This window comes from Bradyrhizobium sp. CB1015, from assembly GCF_025200925.1.
In the GTDB taxonomy this organism is placed as follows: domain Bacteria; phylum Pseudomonadota; class Alphaproteobacteria; order Rhizobiales; family Xanthobacteraceae; genus Bradyrhizobium.
The window spans coordinates 4,129,809-4,148,809 of record NZ_CP104174.1; the positions used below are offsets into that span (position 1 = coordinate 4,129,809).

18 protein-coding genes are annotated in these 19,001 nt (G+C 62.6%); 8 read left to right on the plus strand and 10 right to left on the minus strand.

Annotated features, from left to right (window positions below):
* Window positions 1–83 precede the first annotated feature (83 nt).
* The gene (gene dusA, locus N2604_RS18870) at window positions 84–1,040 is read left to right on the plus strand and encodes a tRNA dihydrouridine(20/20a) synthase DusA (protein ID WP_260376101.1); all 957 of its coding nucleotides are present in this window, start codon (window positions 84–86) and stop codon (window positions 1,038–1,040) included.
* 5 nt (window positions 1,041–1,045) lie between these two features.
* Here dusA and N2604_RS18875 read toward each other — a convergent pair whose 3' ends face one another.
* The 5 genes from N2604_RS18875 to N2604_RS18895 all read right to left on the minus strand — a co-directional run bounded on the left by N2604_RS18875 (window position 1,046) and on the right by N2604_RS18895 (window position 6,141).
* Window positions 1,046–1,600: a TIGR02281 family clan AA aspartic protease gene (locus N2604_RS18875; protein ID WP_260376102.1), complete on the minus strand. Its 555-nt coding sequence runs from the start codon at window positions 1,598–1,600 to the stop codon at window positions 1,046–1,048.
* Window positions 1,601–1,628: 28 nt separating this feature from the next.
* A complete protein-coding gene (locus N2604_RS18880; RefSeq protein ID WP_260376103.1) occupies window positions 1,629–1,832 on the minus strand; it encodes a DUF1289 domain-containing protein in 204 nt (67 codons plus the stop codon).
* A 44-nt stretch (window positions 1,833–1,876) separates the two neighbouring features.
* Window positions 1,877–3,472: a HAMP domain-containing sensor histidine kinase gene (locus tag N2604_RS18885; RefSeq protein WP_260376104.1), complete on the minus strand. Its 1,596-nt coding sequence runs from the start codon at window positions 3,470–3,472 to the stop codon at window positions 1,877–1,879.
* Window positions 3,473–3,635: 163 nt separating this feature from the next.
* Window positions 3,636–5,039 carry a sodium:proton antiporter gene (locus N2604_RS18890; protein WP_409241741.1) on the minus strand — a complete coding sequence of 468 codons (1,404 nt, stop codon included), beginning with the start codon at window positions 5,037–5,039 and terminating at the stop codon, window positions 3,636–3,638.
* Between the two features lie 229 nt (window positions 5,040–5,268).
* A complete protein-coding gene (locus N2604_RS18895; protein ID WP_260376105.1) occupies window positions 5,269–6,141 on the minus strand; it encodes an NAD(P)-dependent oxidoreductase in 873 nt (290 codons plus the stop codon).
* Between the two features lie 182 nt (window positions 6,142–6,323).
* On the opposite strand from N2604_RS18895, the gene N2604_RS18900 reads away from it, so the two are divergent.
* The 4 genes from N2604_RS18900 to N2604_RS18915 all read left to right on the plus strand — a co-directional run bounded on the left by N2604_RS18900 (window position 6,324) and on the right by N2604_RS18915 (window position 10,499).
* Window positions 6,324–6,761: a VOC family protein gene (locus N2604_RS18900; RefSeq protein ID WP_260376106.1), complete on the plus strand. Its 438-nt coding sequence runs from the start codon at window positions 6,324–6,326 to the stop codon at window positions 6,759–6,761.
* A 53-nt stretch (window positions 6,762–6,814) separates the two neighbouring features.
* A complete protein-coding gene (locus N2604_RS18905) occupies window positions 6,815–7,951 on the plus strand; it encodes an Mrp/NBP35 family ATP-binding protein (RefSeq protein ID WP_260376107.1) in 1,137 nt (378 codons plus the stop codon).
* A 204-nt stretch (window positions 7,952–8,155) separates the two neighbouring features.
* Window positions 8,156–9,244, plus strand: a complete 1,089-nt coding sequence (locus N2604_RS18910; RefSeq protein ID WP_260376108.1) for a TRAP transporter substrate-binding protein — start codon at window positions 8,156–8,158, stop codon at window positions 9,242–9,244.
* A 166-nt stretch (window positions 9,245–9,410) separates the two neighbouring features.
* Window positions 9,411–10,499 (plus strand): TRAP transporter substrate-binding protein, encoded by a 1,089-nt coding sequence (locus N2604_RS18915; RefSeq protein WP_260376109.1) that lies wholly within the window; start codon window positions 9,411–9,413, stop codon window positions 10,497–10,499.
* Between the two features lie 359 nt (window positions 10,500–10,858).
* Here N2604_RS18915 and N2604_RS18920 read toward each other — a convergent pair whose 3' ends face one another.
* On the minus strand, window positions 10,859–11,455 hold the full coding sequence (locus tag N2604_RS18920; RefSeq protein ID WP_260376110.1) for a phasin family protein: 597 nt from the start codon (window positions 11,453–11,455) through the stop codon (window positions 10,859–10,861).
* 233 nt (window positions 11,456–11,688) lie between these two features.
* Between N2604_RS18920 and N2604_RS18925 the strand changes: the two genes are divergently transcribed.
* Window positions 11,689–12,630: an alpha/beta fold hydrolase gene (locus N2604_RS18925; RefSeq protein ID WP_260376111.1), complete on the plus strand. Its 942-nt coding sequence runs from the start codon at window positions 11,689–11,691 to the stop codon at window positions 12,628–12,630.
* Window positions 12,631–12,928: 298 nt separating this feature from the next.
* Here the strand turns inward: N2604_RS18925 and N2604_RS18930 are convergent, their stop codons facing one another.
* On the minus strand, window positions 12,929–13,930 hold the full coding sequence (locus N2604_RS18930; protein WP_260376112.1) for an alpha/beta fold hydrolase: 1,002 nt from the start codon (window positions 13,928–13,930) through the stop codon (window positions 12,929–12,931).
* A gap of 115 nt (window positions 13,931–14,045) precedes the next feature.
* Between N2604_RS18930 and N2604_RS18935 the strand changes: the two genes are divergently transcribed.
* Both N2604_RS18935 and N2604_RS18940 read left to right on the plus strand, forming a co-directional pair.
* Complete coding sequence (locus tag N2604_RS18935) at window positions 14,046–14,465, plus strand: CopG family transcriptional regulator (RefSeq protein ID WP_260376113.1); 420 nt, start codon at window positions 14,046–14,048, stop codon at window positions 14,463–14,465.
* Window positions 14,466–14,470: 5 nt separating this feature from the next.
* Entirely contained in the window at window positions 14,471–15,658 is a 1,188-nt protein-coding gene (locus N2604_RS18940) for a PHB depolymerase family esterase (RefSeq protein ID WP_260376114.1), read from the plus strand.
* Between the two features lie 230 nt (window positions 15,659–15,888).
* Here N2604_RS18940 and N2604_RS18945 read toward each other — a convergent pair whose 3' ends face one another.
* The 3 genes from N2604_RS18945 to N2604_RS18955 all read right to left on the minus strand — a co-directional run bounded on the left by N2604_RS18945 (window position 15,889) and on the right by N2604_RS18955 (window position 18,973).
* Window positions 15,889–17,664 carry a S8 family serine peptidase gene (locus N2604_RS18945; protein ID WP_260376115.1) on the minus strand — a complete coding sequence of 592 codons (1,776 nt, stop codon included), beginning with the start codon at window positions 17,662–17,664 and terminating at the stop codon, window positions 15,889–15,891.
* Window positions 17,665–17,682: 18 nt separating this feature from the next.
* Window positions 17,683–18,141 (minus strand): hypothetical protein, encoded by a 459-nt coding sequence (locus N2604_RS18950; protein ID WP_260376116.1) that lies wholly within the window; start codon window positions 18,139–18,141, stop codon window positions 17,683–17,685.
* Between the two features lie 79 nt (window positions 18,142–18,220).
* Complete coding sequence (locus tag N2604_RS18955) at window positions 18,221–18,973, minus strand: hypothetical protein (RefSeq protein WP_260376117.1); 753 nt, start codon at window positions 18,971–18,973, stop codon at window positions 18,221–18,223.
* Window positions 18,974–19,001 lie beyond the last annotated feature (28 nt).

Below are 19,001 nucleotides of genomic sequence, written 5' to 3' on the forward strand. Positions count from 1 at the left end.
GCGGAAGTAGTATAACCGGGCGACTGCTAAGCGGATGTTGTAACCAATTGAAATATCAAGACTATCGCTTTTCCGTGGCCCCCATGATGGATTGGACCGACCGGCATTGCCGGGTGTTCCACCGTCACCTGACGCGTCGGGGATTGCTCTATACGGAAATGTTGACGACCGGCGCGATCGTTCATGGCGACCGGGAGCGGCTGCTTGGGTTCGACGCGGTCGAGCACCCCGTGGCGCTTCAGCTCGGCGGATCGGATCCGCAGGAGCTGGCGCTGGCGGCACGGATCGGCGAGGACTTCGGTTACGACGAGATCAATCTCAATGTCGGCTGCCCGTCCGATCGTGTGAAGGACGGCCGTTTCGGCGCCTGCCTCATGGCGGAGCCGGGGCTGGTGGCGAGGTGCGTTGACGCCATGAAGCACGTGGTCGCCGTTCCCGTCACGGTGAAGTGCCGCATCGGGATCGACGATCAGGATCCGGAGGTCGCGCTCGATGCGCTCGCGCGTGCGGTGGTCGCCGCAGGCTGCGATGCGTTGATCGTGCACGCCCGCAAGGCCTGGCTCAACGGCCTGTCGCCGAAGGAGAACCGCGATATCCCGCCGCTCGACTATGATCGCGTCTACCGGCTCAAGCGCGCGATGCCCGATGTGCCCATCATCATCAATGGCGGTGTCCGGAGCATCGACGAGGCAAAGGCGCATCTTGCCCATGTCGACGGCGTGATGCTCGGCCGCGCCGCCTATCAGGAGCCGTGGCGGCTGCTCGCGGTCGATCACGAAATCTTCGGCGGGCCGGCGCCGCACGCGACCATGCAGGACGCGCTCGAGGCGATGATGTCCTACATCGAGGAGCAACTCGCGCACGGCACGCGGCTGCACGCCATCACGCGACATTTCGTCGGCGCATTTCACGCGGTGCCGGGGGCGCGCGCCTTCCGCCGTCACCTGGCCGAGCAGGGTGTGAAGTCGGGTGCAGGTCTCGACGTGCTGCGCGAAGCGATCATGCGTGTCGGGGGCCGTGCACCGGCTGAGGCGGCGTAAGCGAGCTAGTCGACCGCCGCACGCGCGCGGCGGTGGTTGCCTTGCAGCTGCGGATAGCCGGTCAGCATCAGCGTGTCGGCGCGCACGCCCCAGCTTTCCAGGCGGTCGAGGAAGCTCATGCCGAGCAGATTGGTCTTCATCTGGCCGCGCTGCACGACGAGGGCCGGCACCGACTTCTCGACCAGCTTGCCGACGGCGAGACGGTCGAGCGTGAGCCGCGCCGCCTTGGTGTGGCCGCCCGCGGTCTCGAGGTCGACGTCATATTCAAGCATCTCGAGCGGCAGCCCGATCGCCTTTGCGGTTTCCCAGGTCAGTACCACCGACGTCGCGCCGGTATCGATCACCATCGGCGCAGTGACGCCGTTGATCTTCGCGCGCAGCGTGAAGTCGCCGCCCTGGCCGCGCGGGATCTGCACGGCCGGCGCCGGGGAGGCGGCTTGTGCGCGAAAAATGTGCGAGACCTTGTGGCTGGCGCGCGCGATCTGGTCGGGATCGCCATAGGCGACGACGGCACCTGCCGTGCCGGCGAGCATGATCAGAACGAGCAGGAAGCGGATCATCGCGCGCCTCCAAGGGCACGCAGACGGATCAGATGTGTCTTGGCGATCCTGCGACCGGCACCAGTCCAGCTTCCGTCATGCGCTGCGGCAAGAGGGCCATGATCGCGAGCCGGTCTGCGCTTTCCATGGCGTGCCAGCGCGCGATCTCGGGCAAGGTGCGGCCGCAGCCGAAGCACAGCTTGGTCTTGGGATCTATCATGCAGACGGCGACGCACGGCGTTTCTTTGCTCATACGGACATAGTGAGGGATGGTCGGGCATGTCTGCAAGCATCTCGTTAAGAGCCTGTGCCAGCACTCATGATCGGCTTGTGGCGCGGCCGGCGTTTCTCGTCCGGCAGAACGGAGCTCTCGGGCTGGAGCGGTGGAGAATCGTCCGAGAGCGGGGCAAGCGCGCTCATCACGCGCTCCGGCGGGAACGTGACGATCACCTCGGTGCCGATGCGCAGCTTCGATTTCAGCGTGAACGTGCCGCCGTGCAGGTCGATCAGGTTCTTGGCGATCGGCAGGCCGAGGCCGGCGCCCTGTTCAGCCGACTTGATCGAATTGGAGCCCTGGCCGAACGAGGCGAGCACGACCGGGATCTCGTCCTCGGGAATGCCGGAGCCGGAGTCCCTCACCGAGAGATATTGTCCGCCGGAGGCGGTCCAGCCGGCCTTGAGCCAGATCTCGCCGCCCTGCGGGGTGAACTTGATCGAGTTGGAGAGCAGGTTGAGCACGACCTGGCGGATCGCGCGCTCGTCGGCCCAGAGCCGCGGCATGGCCTGCTCGAACACTTCGTGGATGGTGATGCCGCGGCTCGAGGCGCGCAGCTTCATCAGATGATGGCAGTCGGCGACGATGCCGACCAGGGACACCGCTTCCTCGTTGAGCTCGTAGCGGCCGGCTTCGATCCGCGACAGATCGAGGATCTCGTTGATGAGGTTGAGCAGGTGCACGCCGGAATTATGGATGTCGGCGGAATATTCCTTGTAGACCGGCACGGCATGCGCGCCGAAAATCTCGCTCTTCATCACCTCGGAGAAGCCGAGGATGGCGTTCAGCGGCGTCCGCAGCTCGTGGCTCATCTGCGCCAGGAAGCGCGACTTGGCGACGTTGGCGGCTTCGGCGCGATGGCGCGCTTCGTCTGAGATCGCCTTGGCCTGCTCCAGCTCGCCGATCAGCGCGTCCTTCTCCGCGCGCGCTTCCAGCGTGGCGAAGGTGGAGGAGTGCAGGCGATGCGCCAGCAGGACGAAATAGCCTTCGGCGGCGAGGGCCAGCGCTGCCAGGATGTAATTGTCCAGCGAGCCGGTCATCACGAAGCTCAGTGCCATCGCGACCGCGACCGGCGCCGTGGCGGCAAGGGCTGCGATCGGCAGGTTGGCCGCGAGCATGCTCGATACTGCGATCACCAGCAGCATCAGGAACATCATCAGTGTTTCCGTGACCATGTCGAGCACGGGATGGATCAGGATCGCCATCCAGCACAGGCCATAGAGCAGGTCGAGCACGACAAAGCGCGTCCGCCATGCCCGCGTCGCCGCGGGCGAGGTGGGCTCGTTCAGGAAGCGCCGGCAACTGCGGATCATGGCGCTGTGAATGCAGAGCATGCCGACGGTCCAGGCCGCGGCCGGGATCGGCTGCATCCATAGCCCGAACAGCAGGCCGGTGGCCACCACCAGCAGCATCACGACATAAGAGGCAGACAGCCGCGTCTGGGCGTATTGCCGCAGCATCTCCGCGTCGAACGCCGGCCGGGTTCCACTGGTCGACGTTAACTTGTCGCGCGCCTCGCGCACCCGCTGTGCCGCAGCCCTTCGGCTGCTCGCCGATGGCGCGCTCACCGGCTCGGCCGGAAGCTGCACTACCTCAGGCTTTTCAGCGGGGTTACTCATCAAGCAACACGGATTCCTGCCCGCGCCGGACGCGCGCTTTCTGCATTGTCTATCTCTGGCAATAAATCGTTAAGAGCTGCCTTAAGGAGCTAAAGAATTACGTTAACCGGGCGTTAATCCTCAGCCCGGTGCTTGCTCCGTCGGCAGAAAGGCCGACCGCCTTTCACCTGAAGAAAACGAGCGTGACCAGCGCGAATACAGGAAGCAGCAGGACGGAGGTCCAGGCCATGTATCCGAAGAAGCCGGGCATTGCGACGCCACCCGACCGCGCAATCGCGTAGACCATGAAGTTGGGGGCATTGCCGATGTAAGAGTTTGCGCCCATGAACACCGCACCTGCGGATATCGCGGCAAGGGTCACGGCGCCATTCGTCATCAGATGCTTGGCGTCGCCCCCGGCAAGCTCGAAGAAGACCAGATAGGTCGGCGCATTGTCGAGAAAGGATGAGAGCAACCCGCTCAACCAGAAATAGGCGGCATTGTTGGGCGTGCCGTCGGCGTTGGTGACCATGTTCACGACGGAGGCAAACGCGCCGGATTTGCCGGCGTTGAGGATCGCGAGCACGGGAATGATGGTGATGAAGATGCCGGCGAACAGTTTTGCCACTTCGATCATGGGGCCCCAGGAAAAGCCGTTCGCGTCGTGGTCTTCCTTCGAGGTGACGGCAAGAGATGCGAACACGACGCCAATCATCACGGCATCGCGCAGAAGATTCTGCAGCTGGAGATGCGTGCCCAGAACCTCAAATCCGCCGAGGTCGAGCTTGGCGCTCAAGAGGATCGCAGCAATGATGACTCCCATCAGAGCGAAGTTGATGCCGCCGCTGATCCGCAAGGGATTGTCCGGAGTTGGGTCCGGTTTGACGCGACCTTCCTTCCGGTAAAGATAAGCATCGATGCAAAAGAACAGGACAAGCAGAATCCAGGCGGCGAACGTGGTCTGGGGAAACAGGTGCGTCGTCGTCCAGAAGAAGTCGACGCCGCGCAGGAACCCCAAGAACAACGGCGGATCTCCCAGGGGTGAGAGCGAGCCGCCAATGTTGGACACCAGAAAGATGAAGAAGATGACGACGTGCGCGTTGTGCCGCCGGTCGTCATTGGCGCGGAGGACCGGCCGGATCATGACCATCGACGCGCCGGTCGTGCCGATGACGCTCGCAATCAGAGTGCCTATCGCGAGCAGCAGAGTATTCAGAACCGGGGAGCCGTGAAGATTGCCGCGCACCACGATTCCGCCGGCCACGGTGAACAGAGCAAGGAGAAGCAGAATGAATGGGATGTATTCGAGCAGCGCGGTATGAATGAGTGCCTGAATGGTTGGAAGCGGGCCGTACCAGACGGCAAGCGGCAGCACGATCAGGGCCGCCCACATCGCTGCGATCTTGCCTTGGTGGTGCTCCCAGACATGAGGCGCGGCGAGCGGAAATATCGCGATCGACAGCAGCATGCCGGCGAATGGAAGCGCCCATTGCGGGCCGATGCTGGCGCCATCGAGCGATGCGGCAAGCGCCTGCGAAGGTGATGCGACCAGGCTGATCAGGAGCGCGACCCGGAGCAGGCGAGCAATGAGGCGGAATCCCCTTCGATAAGCGCCACCCACGGCAAGCCCGGCGATTCCGGGTCGAAGCTCCGACGCGACGCCGACGCAGGCAACTACGAGGATGGCGGCGATCACGCTAAACAAGGCTCCCCCAGAAGTTTATGCTCATTCGGTTTGCGCGTTTTGAACTTCGTCGCGGCCGGGGTCGCGACGAAGTATGATGCCGCACGGCCCCGGACGAGGCCGCAACAAAGCTTCAGCGTTGCAGGCGTGCGAGCAGGCTCGACGTATCCCAGCGCTTGCCGCCCATTTTCTCGACCTCGGCATAGAACTGGTCGACCAGCGCTGTGACAGGGAGACTGGCGCCGTTGCGGCGGGCTTCTGCCAGCGAGATCGAGAGGTCCTTGCGCATCCATTCGACGGCGAAGCCGAAATCGTATTTGCCCTCGTTCATCGTCTTGTAGCGATTTTCCATCTGCCAGGACTGCGCAGCCCCTTTCGAGATGGTCTCGATCACTGCGGCGACGTCGAGCCCGCTCTTCTTGGCGAAGTGGATGCCCTCGGACAGGCCCTGCACCAGACCGGCGATGCAGATCTGGTTGACCATCTTGGTCAGCTGGCCGCTTCCGGCGGGCCCGAGCAGCTTGCACATCCGCGCATAAGCGCCGGTGATGATCGGCTCGGCGCCGGAATAGGCATCCTGCGAGCCGCCGCACATCACCGTCAGAACGCCGTTCTCGGCGCCGGCCTGACCGCCGGAGACGGGGGCGTCGACGAATTTGAAACCGGCCTTGGTCGCGGCCGCATCCAGCTCACGTGCGACCTCGGCAGAGGCGGTGGTGTGGTCGACGAAGGTCGCCCCCTTCTTCATGCCGGCGAAGGCGCCGTCAGGGCCGATCGTGACCGCGCGCAGATCGTTGTCGTTGCCGACGCAGCACATCACGAAATCCTGCCCCTCGGCGGCGGCCTTCGGGGTCGGCGCGGTCTTGCCGCCGAACTTGTCCGCCCATTCCTTCGCCTTGGCCGCGGTCCGGTTATACACGGTGACCTCATGGCCCCCTTTTTTCACGAGGTGTCCGGCCATGGGGAAGCCCATCACGCCAAGACCGAGGAAAGCGACTTTAGCCATTGTGGTACCTTGTCCGTAGTTTGGGTTTACGGTTCTTGCCAGGCGCGGGACGCCTGGGTTCCGCAGTGAGGGCGGACCGGAGGCGCACCATAAACCCTTGAGGCCGGAGGGCAACGGCTTCGTTTGGCGGCCTGCTGTGCTAGGGTGGCGGCCCAAGGACTTCAAAACAAGGGAGCGAGAGCATGGGCGGCGTGAGCGTGGGCGTCCTCGATCATTTCAACATCCGGACCCGGAATCTGGCCGAGACCGTCCGCTTCTATGAAGACGTGCTGGGCCTGGAAAAAGGCGCACGGCCGAATTTCGCCTTCCCGGGCGCCTGGATGTACAGCGAGGGCAGGCCGGTGGTGCACCTCGTCGACATTTCTCCGACCGCCGAGCCACAAAAGCCGGATTCCGGCGTTGTCCACCATGTCGCCTTCGTCAGCCGCGGCTTTGACGGCATGAAACAGCGGCTGGCGTCAAAGGGAGTGAAGTTCGAGTCCCGCCAGGTGCCCGGCGGCGATCTCTGGCAGATCTTCGTCCACGATCCCAACGGGGTCATGATCGAGCTGAACTACGAGGCCGCCCGGGAGCAGGGGGCGGCGCCTGCCGAAAAGGCTGACGATATCGGCAGGCAGTAGCCTTTTGGGCGTTTCCGCTCTAATGGGGCATCCTCAACTCCAGGAGATGCGCTTTGAGCGTGACGCAGCAACAGGTTCTCGACAGCCTCAAGGGGGTCCAGTCGCCCCGCGGGGTCGCGCTCCCCCATGCCAATGTGCTGAGCGCGATCAGCGCCTCCGAGGGCAAGGTGTTCTTCTCGATCAATGTCGACGCCGCCGAGGCAAGGGCCTGGGAATCCGTCCGGGCCGAAGCGGAAGCCGCCGTGCGCAGCATTCCAGGCGTCACCACCGTCATGGTGGCCCTGACCGCCGAGCGCAAGCCGGGCTCCGCGCCGCCGCCACCCCCGCAGCCGAGCCGCGGCACGCCCGGCGTGCAGCCGGCCCATGCCCACAAGCCGCCGCAGGGCGGTGGGTCGCCGATGGCGCGGCAATCGGAGATTCTCGGCGTTGCCGCCGTGATTGCGGTCGCCTCCGGCAAGGGCGGCGTCGGCAAGTCGACCACCGCGCTCAACCTGGCGCTCGGCCTGCGCGACCTCGGCCTCAAGGTCGGGCTGCTCGATGCCGACATCTATGGCCCCTCGGTGCCGCGCCTGACGGGCCTGCGCGACAAGCCGGAGCTGAACGACGCGCGCAAGATGATTCCGCTGCGGCGTTTCGGCCTCGCCATCATGTCGATCGGCTTCCTGGTCGAGGAGGAGACCGCGATGATCTGGCGCGGCCCGATGGTGATGTCGGCGGTGACGCAGATGCTGCGCGACGTCGAATGGGGCAAGCTCGACGTGCTGGTCGTCGACATGCCGCCGGGCACCGGCGATGCCCAGCTCACGCTGGCGCAGAACGTGCCGCTCAAGGGTGCCGTGATCGTCTCGACCCCGCAGGACCTGTCCCTGATCGACGCGCGGCGGGGACTGGCCATGTTCAAGAAGGTCAACGTGCCCGTGCTCGGGATTGTGGAGAACATGAGCTACTTCCAATGTCCGCATTGCGGCACGCGATCGGACATTTTCGGCCATGGCGGCGCCCGGCATGAGGCCGAGAAGCTGGGGGTGCCATTCCTGGGCGAGATCCCCCTGCACATGGCGATTCGCGCCACCTCGGACGCCGGCAATCCCGTCGTCGACAGCGAGCCGGACGGCCCTCATGCGGCGATCTACCGCGCCATTGCCGGCCAGGTCCGGGACCAGCTCAAGGGCGTCATTGCCGCGGCCTGACCGGTCGCCGCGGCGAGCTGCGGGGACATGCGACTTTCGTAGAGCCCCGTCATGCCATTGTCGCGTTCCGAAACCGGGCTGGCCGTGTTAAAGGCCCACGGCAGTCAAGCCCCTTCGGTTCGACGCGACCTCAACGCGTCGCCAGAATGCGCGGCGGCATAAGAGAAGCCAAGGGGAAACGCCCCAGCAAGGAGAGACCTGAAGATGAAGCGTCGTGATTTTCTCAAAGTGTCGGCAGCAGGCGCGGCGGCGACCGCGGTGGCCTCGCCGGCGATCGCACAATCCTCGCCCGAGGTGAAGTGGCGCCTGACTTCGAGCTTCCCGAAGTCGCTCGACACCATCTATGGCGGCGCCGAGCAGGTGGCGAAGTACGTCGCCGAGATGACTGACAACAAGTTCCAGATTCAGGTGTTCGCCGCCGGCGAAATCGTCCCCGGCCTCCAGGCGCTCGATGCGACCTCGAACGGCACGGTCGATATGTGCCACACCGTGTCCTATTACTACGTCGGCAAGGATCCCACGTTTGCGATCTTCGCCTCGGTGCCGTTCGGCCTCAATGCGCGCCAGCAGAATTCGTGGCTGTATCAGGGCGGCGGCAACGAGCTCGCCAACGAGTTCTTCAAGAAGTCGAATGTGATCGGCTTCCCCTGCGGCAACACCGGCGCCCAGATGGGCGGCTGGTTCCGCAAGGAGATCAAGACCGTTGCCGATCTCTCCGGCCTCAAGATGCGCATCGGCGGCATCGCCGGCCAGGTGCTGCAGAAGGTCGGCGTGGTGCCGCAGCAGCTCGCCGGCGGCGATATTTACCCGGCGCTGGAGAAGGGCACCATCGACGGCGCCGAATGGGTCGGCCCCTACGATGACGAGAAGCTCGGCTTCGCCAAGGTCGCCAAGTACTACTATTATCCGGGCTTCTGGGAAGGCGGTCCGACCGTCCATGCCTTCGCCAACCTGGAAAAGTTCAACGCGCTGCCGAAGAATTACCAAGCGATCCTCACCAACGCGATGGCGACCGCCAACAGCTGGATGGCCGCGCGCTACGACATGCAGAACCCGGCGGCGCTGAAGCGCCTGGTCGCCGGCGGCACCCAGCTCCGTCCGTTCACCAACGAGGTGCTGGAAGCCTGCCTCAAGGCGACCAACGAATTGTGGGCGGAGATCTCGGCCAAGAACGCCGACTTCAAGAAGTCGATCGACGCCATGCAGGCCTACCGCTCCGACGGATATCTGTGGTGGCAGGTTGCCGAATACACCTATGACACCTTCATGATCCGCTCGCGCACCCGCGGCTGATCTACGGCTTAAGTCGTAAGACCAGTAGCCCGGCCTCTCCAGGAGGCCGGGCTTTTTCTTTGCGATCACGGCGCGATCGGGATGGCATTCGGCCCGGCGATGTTCCATGCTGTCGGAAAGCCTCGGCAAGAAGGCTCCACAAGCAGATCCATCAGGGCAGGAAATCATGAAGAGAAGAGACTTCATCAAGGTCACGGGACTTGGTGCGGCCGGCGCCGCCACGCTCGCGGCTCCCGCGATCGCGCAGTCGATGCCGGAAATCAAATGGCGCATGCCGACGAGCTGGCCGAAATCGCTCGACACGCTGTTTGGCGGCGCCGAGATGATGTGCAAGATGGTCGCCGAGGCGACAGACAACAAATTCCAGATCCAGATCTTCGCGGCCGGCGAAATCGTGCCGGGCCTCCAGGTGCTCGACGCCGTGCAGAACGGTACCTGCGAGATCGGCCACACCGCGTCCTATTACTATTTCGGCAAGGACCCGACCTTCACCTTCGGCTCGGCCGTGCCGTTCGGTCCCAACATGCGCATCAACCAGGCCTGGTACATGCTGGGCGGCGGCCGCGACGTTCTCAACGAGTTCTACAAGGGCTACAACGTCGTCTCGCTGCTCGCGGGCAACACCGGCTGCCAGATGGGCGGCTGGTTCAGGAAAGAGGTCAACACGCCCGAGGATCTCAAGGGCATGAAATTCCGCATCGGCGGGTTCACCGGCCGCGTGCTCCAGAAGCTCGGCGTGGTGCCGCAGCAGCTCGCCGGCGGCGACATCTATCCGGCACTGGAGAAGGGCACGATCGACGCCGCCGAATGGGTCGGCCCCTATGACGACGAGAAGCTCGGCTTCTACAAGATCGCGCCGCACTATTATTATCCCGGCTGGTGGGAAGGCGGACCGATGCTGATGGCCTTCGTCAACCTCGACAAATGGAACGCGCTGCCGAAATATTACCAGAGCGTGCTGGAGCAGGCCGGCCACTACGCCAACAACTACATGATGGCACGCTACGACAACGCCAATCCGCTGGCGCTGAAGAAGCTGCTCGCCGGCGGCACCAAGCTGCACGCCTTCTCGCCGTCGATCATGGATGCCTGCTACAAGGCCGCCAAGGAGCTGCACGCCGAAGTCGCTGCGACCAATCCGAGCTTCAAGAAGGTCCACGACTCGCTCGCCAAGTTCACGAGCGACGGCTACTCCTGGTTCCAGGTGGCCGAGGTCGGCTACGACATCTTCATGGCCCGGCGCTCGCAAAGCTGACCGCGTCATCTGTCGCATGCGAGGCTCCGGAGCGAAGGCTCCGGGGCGTTGTCGTTTGGGCATTTCGGCGGTCGTCAAACATGAACATCGAAAACAACCCCATGCACAGTAGGTGGGTGCAACGTTATCAATGACTTGGCAGCGTCACCTTGAATGCCGAGTTCGAATTGTTGATCCGTCGGGCAAAACAGTGGTAGACCTCTATCATCGCCTAATCCGAAATAGTGCCATTGGATGCGCGGCCTGGGTGCGCTTCGATCGATGAAGTCCAAAGAGCATTGCGCTCATGCTCGGCGGACCTAGGCACATGCGCGGCCGAAAGTCCGCCGCGCCGTGCGCCATGACTGTGCCAGCCGCGCCTAGGCAGCCTGCAGCATGCGTTCGATGCTCTGAGATATATGATTTCCGGCATCGTCCGCCACCTTCAGAGACAAGTCCGCCATCCGGCGGCTGGTATCCAACGCACTCCTGATCGTGTCGCGCATCAGATCGGTTTGCACAGCGGCCAAATCGTGAGGAGTGCGGCAGCGCCAGAGTTCATTCGTGCGGTCCATGGTCCTCTCGATCTGCTGTCGAACGAAATCGAAGTACTCGCGCGATGCACCGTTCATTCCCTTGGCGACTGCGGTCGTAGAGTACATGATTGCTTCGGCATTGCGGACCGAGCGTTCCGCTGCCTGCTGCGCCTCATTGCCGGTCAAACCCATCGTGCGACCTAGCTGATCAGTCGAGCGACCCATTATGGCCGCCGCCATGTCGAGCCCGAAGCGCCAAGCGTTTTGCAACATCTCGGTATTTTGCCGCAAGAGATGGCCGCTGGCTTGCGCCACCTCCTCCCCGGCCTCGGCGGTAGCCAAGCCGATCCGTCTGGTCTGCTCAGCCGTCCTCTCGCCGGCGCGGCGGATTGTGTCCTCAGGGCTTTGGGTGGGCTTTTCCTCTTGGCGTGCATTGGCCATTTCGTTGCTCCATCGTTCTTGTTGGTGAGATCGGATCCTTATGCGCTTCGTCACATGCGATCCTTAGCGAGCAAACGTGAGCAATTCTGGACCGTTCCGGCCGAGCGATCTTTTAATCAATCCTCCGCGATTGCGCGCAGGAACGAGCACTTCAACTTCCAATTATTCCTTGGTTGGGCTCGTCTGCTCGCGCTGCGGGCCAGATGTTCTCGGTCCTATCTCAAGGTTCAGTCATGACCACCGCTGAAACCGTACTGCTCATCGCTACCTTGTTGTTGGCGCTTCTTGTCATCGGCAACATCGGCTTCTCCAAACTGGCCGAGCGAAGGAATCCGCCTATCGGGAAGTTTCTCGAGTGCGACGGCGTGGTACTCCACTATATCGATCGGGGCGATCCCGCGGCTCCTTGCGTCGTGCTGCTTCATGGCAACGGATCCATGATCCAGGACTTTATAATCGGTGGGCTGGCCGATCTTCTTGCCCGCAGCAATCGCGTGATATGCTTCGACCGCCCGGGCTTTGGCTATAGTCAGCGGCCGCGGCTCCGAGTATGGAGCGCAGCGGCTCAAGCAGCTCTGCTGGTGAAGGGGCTCGAGCAACTCGGAATCCGCGATCCTGTGGTGCTGGGCCATTCTTGGGGCGCCTTGGTCGCTATCGCTCTCGGCATGCGGAAGGATTATCCGATCCGGGGTCTTGTGCTTGCGTCCGGCTACTACTTCCCGACCATCCGATTGGATGTGTGGTTGATGTCAGGTCCGGCCGTACCGGTCTTGGGCGACTTGGTCAGCTACACTGTCGCGCCGATCATCTCGTGGGCCATGTTGCCGGGAGCCCTCCGCAAGATTTTCGCGCCCCGGTCTGTCCCATCGACATTTAAGAATGAATTTCCAGCGTCTCTCGTTCTCAGGCCCACACAATTGAGGGCGGCTGCGCAGGAAAGCGCACTTCTCATTCCAACTGCAACACAGTTCCGAGCTCACTATTCGACCATGGGCCCCCGCGTGATAATATTCCATGGAGCAGAGGACCAGGTGATCGAACAGAAACAAGCCCGAGATTTACATCAAGCGCTGCCTCGGTCCGATCTTCATCTGGTTCCGAATGCCGGACATATGGTCACGCACGCAGACCCCGCTGCCATTGTGGAGGCCGTCAATTCAATGACGAAATATTAGGGCCAGGTGTCTGTCGGCCGGGCGCGGCACCTCGCGCACCGCGATCACATTCTGAGAGAGTTGATACAGGAGGCTGGCTGTCCTCTTCGCTCACGTGAGAATTTCCGCATCGTGTCGCCTCAGACAACCGGGGTTCACCATTGGCGATTGCTCCGTCGCTGTCCCAGAAGCACGCAACGATGAGGCGGGTGCGACGTATCGGTCGGCGCTTCGCGTTTTGACCTCAAGCCGACCTGAGGATTGGCGTCCATTGTCAAAGCAAGTGAAATGGAAAATGGCCCTTGGGTCGGCATCATAGTTAGCGGCCGCGCATCCAATTGATCAGCTTCGGCCAGATCTCTCGTTGCGCGCGTCTGCCCACAAGTGGTCCCACGTGCTGAAGCGCCACTCCGACTTCGGGCTGATACGAAAAAATCAAAGGATCCTTCAAAACCTCTAAGACAGATGAGGATGGGACCACCCGGCTTGTATGATCGACAATCGCCGCGACGGGTATTTTGCCCAGCGAGTCCGATCGGGCACTCCGCCCAAGCACATGAAGCTCGTTCCGGGCGAATTGGTCTTCGCGATAGAGCAGCTGAATGACATCTCGGATCAGTAGGCCGCTGGGCGCGAACTCGTCCAGACTCCAACGAATAACGGCAAGGTGGATTGCTAACGCTTCCGGATCCAGCACGCTTGCGCAGCTATCGCTATAAGGCCCGATCACGAATTCTTCCGGCGCCGCGGCAACGCTACTTAGGTCGAGCAGGCTTCCCGGAACAGGATCGGGCGGCAGTGTTGGCGCAGACCGCACAAGCGGGCCTAGCGCCCCGGTATGTTCCCCGAATTTCAGGGGAGCCTCAACCAGCACGAGCTTGCTGACTAGGTGCGGCCCGATAGATGCAGCGATCGCGGCGAGGGTCCCACCAAGAGAGTGCCCAACGAGGATGGATTGGCCGCGATGCCGGGTCGCAATCGTTTCAGCTGCAAGCCTGAGCGAGCTTATGCTGGATTCGAGGTCCGATTTGCACTCCTGTTCCTCCGGCCATTCGTATAGGTAGACGGCAAATTCCGCCTTGATGAGACGTCGCACGACGCTCACGCTGCGCAAGAGATCGAATATGTACGGACGCTTGATCGGGGCAGGTACGAGCAATACCGGCAAGGCGTCTGCAGTCAAAGGCGCGTACCAGCGTAGCCGCAAGTCGGCATGCTCAAGCCGATCCCATGCCGCTTCATGCGGCCCGTAACCAGCAATCTCCAGTAGGCCGCCAACGGACCTTCTATAGGCGTCGCTGATTGTGAAAGCCGGAAACATCGTGCCCCCGATGCATGTGAAAGGCGGCAAACGGCCTGACGTTCCTTAGGACTTGACAAATCTTCACTCCATCCGTACTCCATCTGTATAGATGGTAGGTGGATGGAATTTGGCCATGGCAGACAACGTTCGAGAACTCCGGCCGAAGCCTTCGGACAGCGAAAAAATCACCATCAATCTTGGCTATGTCGATCTTGGTCAGGTCGACCTAATGGTGCAGGAGGGTTTCTATTCGAACCGCACCGATTTCATCCGAACGGCAATCCGCAACCAGTTAGAGCGTCATGCCGACGTCCTGAAGAGGTCCGCCACCCGAAAAGGTTTGGATCTGGGTTTGAGGCACTTCAGCCGCGAAGATCTCGAAGCGGCGCGGCAAGCCCGCGAAATGCTCCACATCAACGTCTTGGGCCTTGCCAGCATCGCTCAAGATGTCACGCCCGAGCTTGCTCGCGCCGCGATTGCGTCGGTCTGCGTCCTGGGCGCTTTGCAAGCCAGTCCGGCGGTCAAGGCCGCCCTCGCCGATAGAACGCGGTGAACGCGATGCTGAGACAGGACATGATTGGAGAAGCCACGCGCCTGACGCGCGCTGGTCGGCTCATCGAGGCTACCGCGCTGCTGCAACGCATGCTGCGCGGCGGAGGTGCGCCAGGCCCGACTTCGCGCAATGCCCAGCTCGTCCTTGAAGAGCCGACAATCATCGACGTGCGGGCCAATGTTATCGAGGAGAACAACGGCCCGGACGTGACGCCGGCGGAAGCCAACATGCTCCGCGGGTTGCTTGACCGCGCAACGCAGCGCGGTGAGTTTGCATTGCGGGGTGTTACTGCGCGCAAGCCGCCCTCGCCGGCAGATATCGTGCCTGACGGCACACGATTCATCGAAGGTAGCTACAGCAATCCGGCGGGAAGCCGTGCCTACAAGCTCTTCATCCCGAGCCGTCATAAGGACCAACCCCTTCCCTTGATCGTGATGCTGCACGGCTGCACCCAATCCCCGGACGATTTCGCCGCGGGTACGAGGATGAACTTCATCGCTGAGGAAAAATCCTGCTTTGTGGTCTATCCGGCGCAGCGTAGCGAGGCAAACCGCGCGAAATGCTGGAACTGGTTTCGCGCAGCCGACCAGCAGCGGGGCAGGGGTGAACCCTCGATCATTGCGGGGATCACTCGTCAGGTCATGCGCGATTTTCCGATTGATAAAGATCGTGTCTATGTCGGTGGACTATCGGCCGGAGCTGCCGCTGCTGCTGTCATGGGTGACACCTATAAAGATCTATACGCAGCAATTGGCGTACATTCTGGACTTGCTTGCGGCGCCGCCACTGACCTTCCTTCTGCGTTGGTCGCCATGCGACAAGGCGGGGGACCCAATCGCTGGGCTGGTGTTGGTGACGGGCCACCTGTCCCGACCATTGTTTTTCACGGCGATCACGACACAATCGTTCATCCCAACAACGGTGATCAAATTCTTGAGCAGTCTGTGCGAGCCATGCGGCTGCAAAAGAAAATTGACCGCGGCCAGGTACCTGGAGGCCATGCCTACACCTGCACGATCCTCAGCGACGCGAGCGGGCGCGGAATATTGGAGCACTGGAATATCCACGGCGCAGGACACTCATGGTCCGGAGGCAGCCCTGCTGGCTCCTACACCGATCCGAAAGGACCGGACGCAACGAGGGAAATGATGCGTTTTTTCCTCGAGCATTCGCTCGCGCAGCGATCAGGGTAGCGTCGGTCCGCTCGTGGGGCCAAAGCTGCCTTGGAACGAGGTGTCCGCGAAGTCTGCTTTTTGGCTGCCCTTCGCGTCATTCGTTGCCACTCCAGTGAGTAGGTGCTTTGAGGAAAAGCAGACGTCGAACCGCGGGGGAAACCCGCGGCGTCGGTCGAAAATGACCGTTCGCCGACGCACCGGACGGCATGGACTCCCGAAAGGGCCTGCCCCCGGGTCCCGATCATATTCTAACGTCCCTCCGCAAGCCCTGCGAGCGCCATCGCTGCTCTGAGCTCATGCACGGTTGCTGTTTCCCCGCCGGCAGCCTGGAACGCCAGAGGCGCCGGGTTCAGCGGAAGCCGCGTCACGTTGGCCGGACCGCGCGGCGGCTCGAATATTATTGCCTCGCTTGCGCCGAATTGAACCCGATTGACTCGCCGAATGGCGCTGCGCATCTCGCGCAATCCGGCATTCAGCGGCAACGCAGGGGGGCGCCGCTCGGACCAGACGCCGAGCGCGCGGGCTGCATCCGGCAAGCCGGCCCCGGTCTGCCAGGGATGACCGACGGGCTGCGCCGTCTCCTTCAGAATTTGGAACAGCCGTTCGACCCGGTGAACGTCCTTTGCGATGAAACTACTCTTGAAGTCGCTGTGGTCGGCAAGGATCAAGGCTGCAAGCGCGGCAACGTGAGCCGCTGCAAGCGAAGTGCCGTCGCAGACCGCGTAGCCATCCGGCGACTGGCAGGCAATGACCGCAACACCAGGCGCGCACAGGTCGAGCTCGGACCCGCGGCAGGAAAACGGCGGCACAAACAACCCGCCTGCCGCCGTGCTGGCTGCTGCGGCTTGCGCCGCCTGCGGACTGTCTTCCGGGAAGCTTCCCATCTGTCCGACTGCACCGACTGCCAAGACATGCGGAGAACAGGCCGGAAACAGCACGCCCGCTCCGGAGTTGCCGGCAGCGGCGATGATGCTGACGCCTTGCTGCTTTGCCATAGCAATGCGCTGCTCAACCAGCACGGAGCCGCGCTCACAACCGACTCCAACGCACGCCACGTCGATACCGTTTTGCAGGCAATCATCGAGCGCCGCGATCAGGTCGCTGCAACGGGCATCCAGGGGAAGCTTGCAAACAAGCAGCTCGCTGTCAGGCGCGTAGCCGCGGATGCCGTGATCTGCCTGCGCAGCCGCACGGATGATGCCCGCGCAAGGCGTGCCGTGGCCAGTGGCGTCATTCGACCATGAGCGTTCTTCGCCACCCCTGGCATCGATACCGTGATTGATGTCAGCCAATTGCTTGTGGCTGGTCGCCACGCCACTGTCGATGAGAGCGACCTTGACGTCGGCGCCGCGGCATTGGTTCGGAATCTGATCAAAGCGCATCGCTTCGCCGCCCCAATGCAGCCCGCCAGGTAGCAGCAACGGTTTCAGGGTGAGGGTGTTCACCGCATCGGTCTCGACATAGGGCTGCTGTTGCCACAAGCCCCAATGGCCGGAGCGCGCGCTCACGAATATGGCGGCGATTGTTTCCGGCACTTCGTCCTGCAGCGTCAGAACGACGCTGCCATCATCATCCGTCCGTCCTTGAACTGACCCTTGCTCGCCTACGAGCCGCACTGTTGCCTGTTCCAGAGGCGTACCTGCTTGGCTCACGACCCGGATCGTCACCTTCAGATCCGGCCCGAGCGCGGTCATCGTCGCAGCCGCCGGGATTAAAGACGAGGCCGGGCCGGCAAAGGATGCAGCTCGCAGATGGTTGTCCGGCTCGATGATCAAGCTGCCGCCCGCGGAGCGGCGCAAGGCGGCGGCGGCTTCGTCAGGCATGCGTACGATCGCAATTGGCGGACCACTGACGCCGCGCTGGTCATGAGTCCACAGGATGTTGCCGAACTTGTTCAGTTGTTCGGCCAGCGTTTGAGCGCTGACGCCGGGGCCTGCTGGCGCGATTATGTATTGAGTGGTGCGCACTGGTTTGCGTTGATGGCCGCTCGAGGTCGGTCGCGGATCATCTGGACTTGTTGCCATGGCGTCACCTCCGTAATTTCAGTGGATAGAGGATTGCGTGCGATCGATCGAAGCCTGTCGCAACAACGGAAGGCGGGGATCGGCTGCGCGGGCGGCTTCGATCGCGCGATAGGCGAACCAGATCAGGTTGAAGGCCTGAGCATAGTCCCGCTCGGTAAACTTGTTGGCCGCCTGGGTGACGATCGAAATGCAGCTTTCCAGGCCGGCATGCTGTGCGGCGTTGGCCTCGAGATAGGCAGAGAGCGCGCGTAGCGATTCTGTGATCATGTCTCCGATCATGTTTTCCGCAGCCTGATGATCGAGCACCGGGTTTGGTATCGGGAAGTTGCCGGACGTAGTCCGGAACGGCTGCTCGAACGCTTGCGACTGCAGGCGCAGGAGCAGCGGCATCAGATTGCCGAGCAAGCCCACGAGCTGCTGAATGTCTGAGGAGTGGCGCTGTGATGCGGATGCGGCGGAGGGATTGGAATCCGACATGAGGGTCTCCTTCGGAGGAAGCGTGCGCAATGGCAGGCACGACCGCCGCTTTTGGCGGCGGTCGCGGATCACCGTGCGGTCAGATCATCCGCTGCTGGCTGTAGGCTTGAAGGTTGCCGATGACCTGGGGAATGACGCCGATCAGCTGACGGGTAATGTCGGCGACATCCTGCTGCGTCAGTTGTCGCTGTTGGCCAAGGCCCATGGGACCGCCGAACGCCGCCTGGAACTGCGGCGCGCCGAACTGCTGACCCCAAATCTGCGCCGGATGAGTCTGTGCCGGATAACCCTGACCGAATTGGCCGAGGCCTCCCATTTGACCCAGGCCGAGACCGCCGTGCATGGCCGAATGTTGCATTTGTGGCTGGCCCTGCAGCATTCCCACGATCTGAGGCACGATGGGCAGGATCTGCCGCACGACTTCGCTCACGTCCTGCGGGCTTAGCTGCCGCGGCGCCTGACCATAGGCGGCATAGCCGATTCCTGCGAACGGAGTTTGAGCTTGCGCGAGAATTTGAGGCAGTGCCGGTACCAGTTGCCGCACGACTTCATTCACGTCCTGCGGCGAAAGCTGGCGCTGTTGTCCGCCCCACGGCTGCTGACCCGAGCCCATCTGCCCGCCCCAGCCGGGGCCATATCCACCAAAAGTCGGCTGACCGCCGAACTGTCCGTATTGTTGCCCGTAAGCCGCCTGGCCCAATCCAAGACCGCCTCCGCCATGCTGTTGGCCGCCTTGCGAACCGAATGCGCCCGATCCCCATTGTTGCGGACCGAACTGTCCGAATGGCGAACTATGCCCGAGGGTCTGTTGCAGGGTGTCATAGTAGGTCATCGCTTGTCTCCTTGCGATGTGTGGTGCC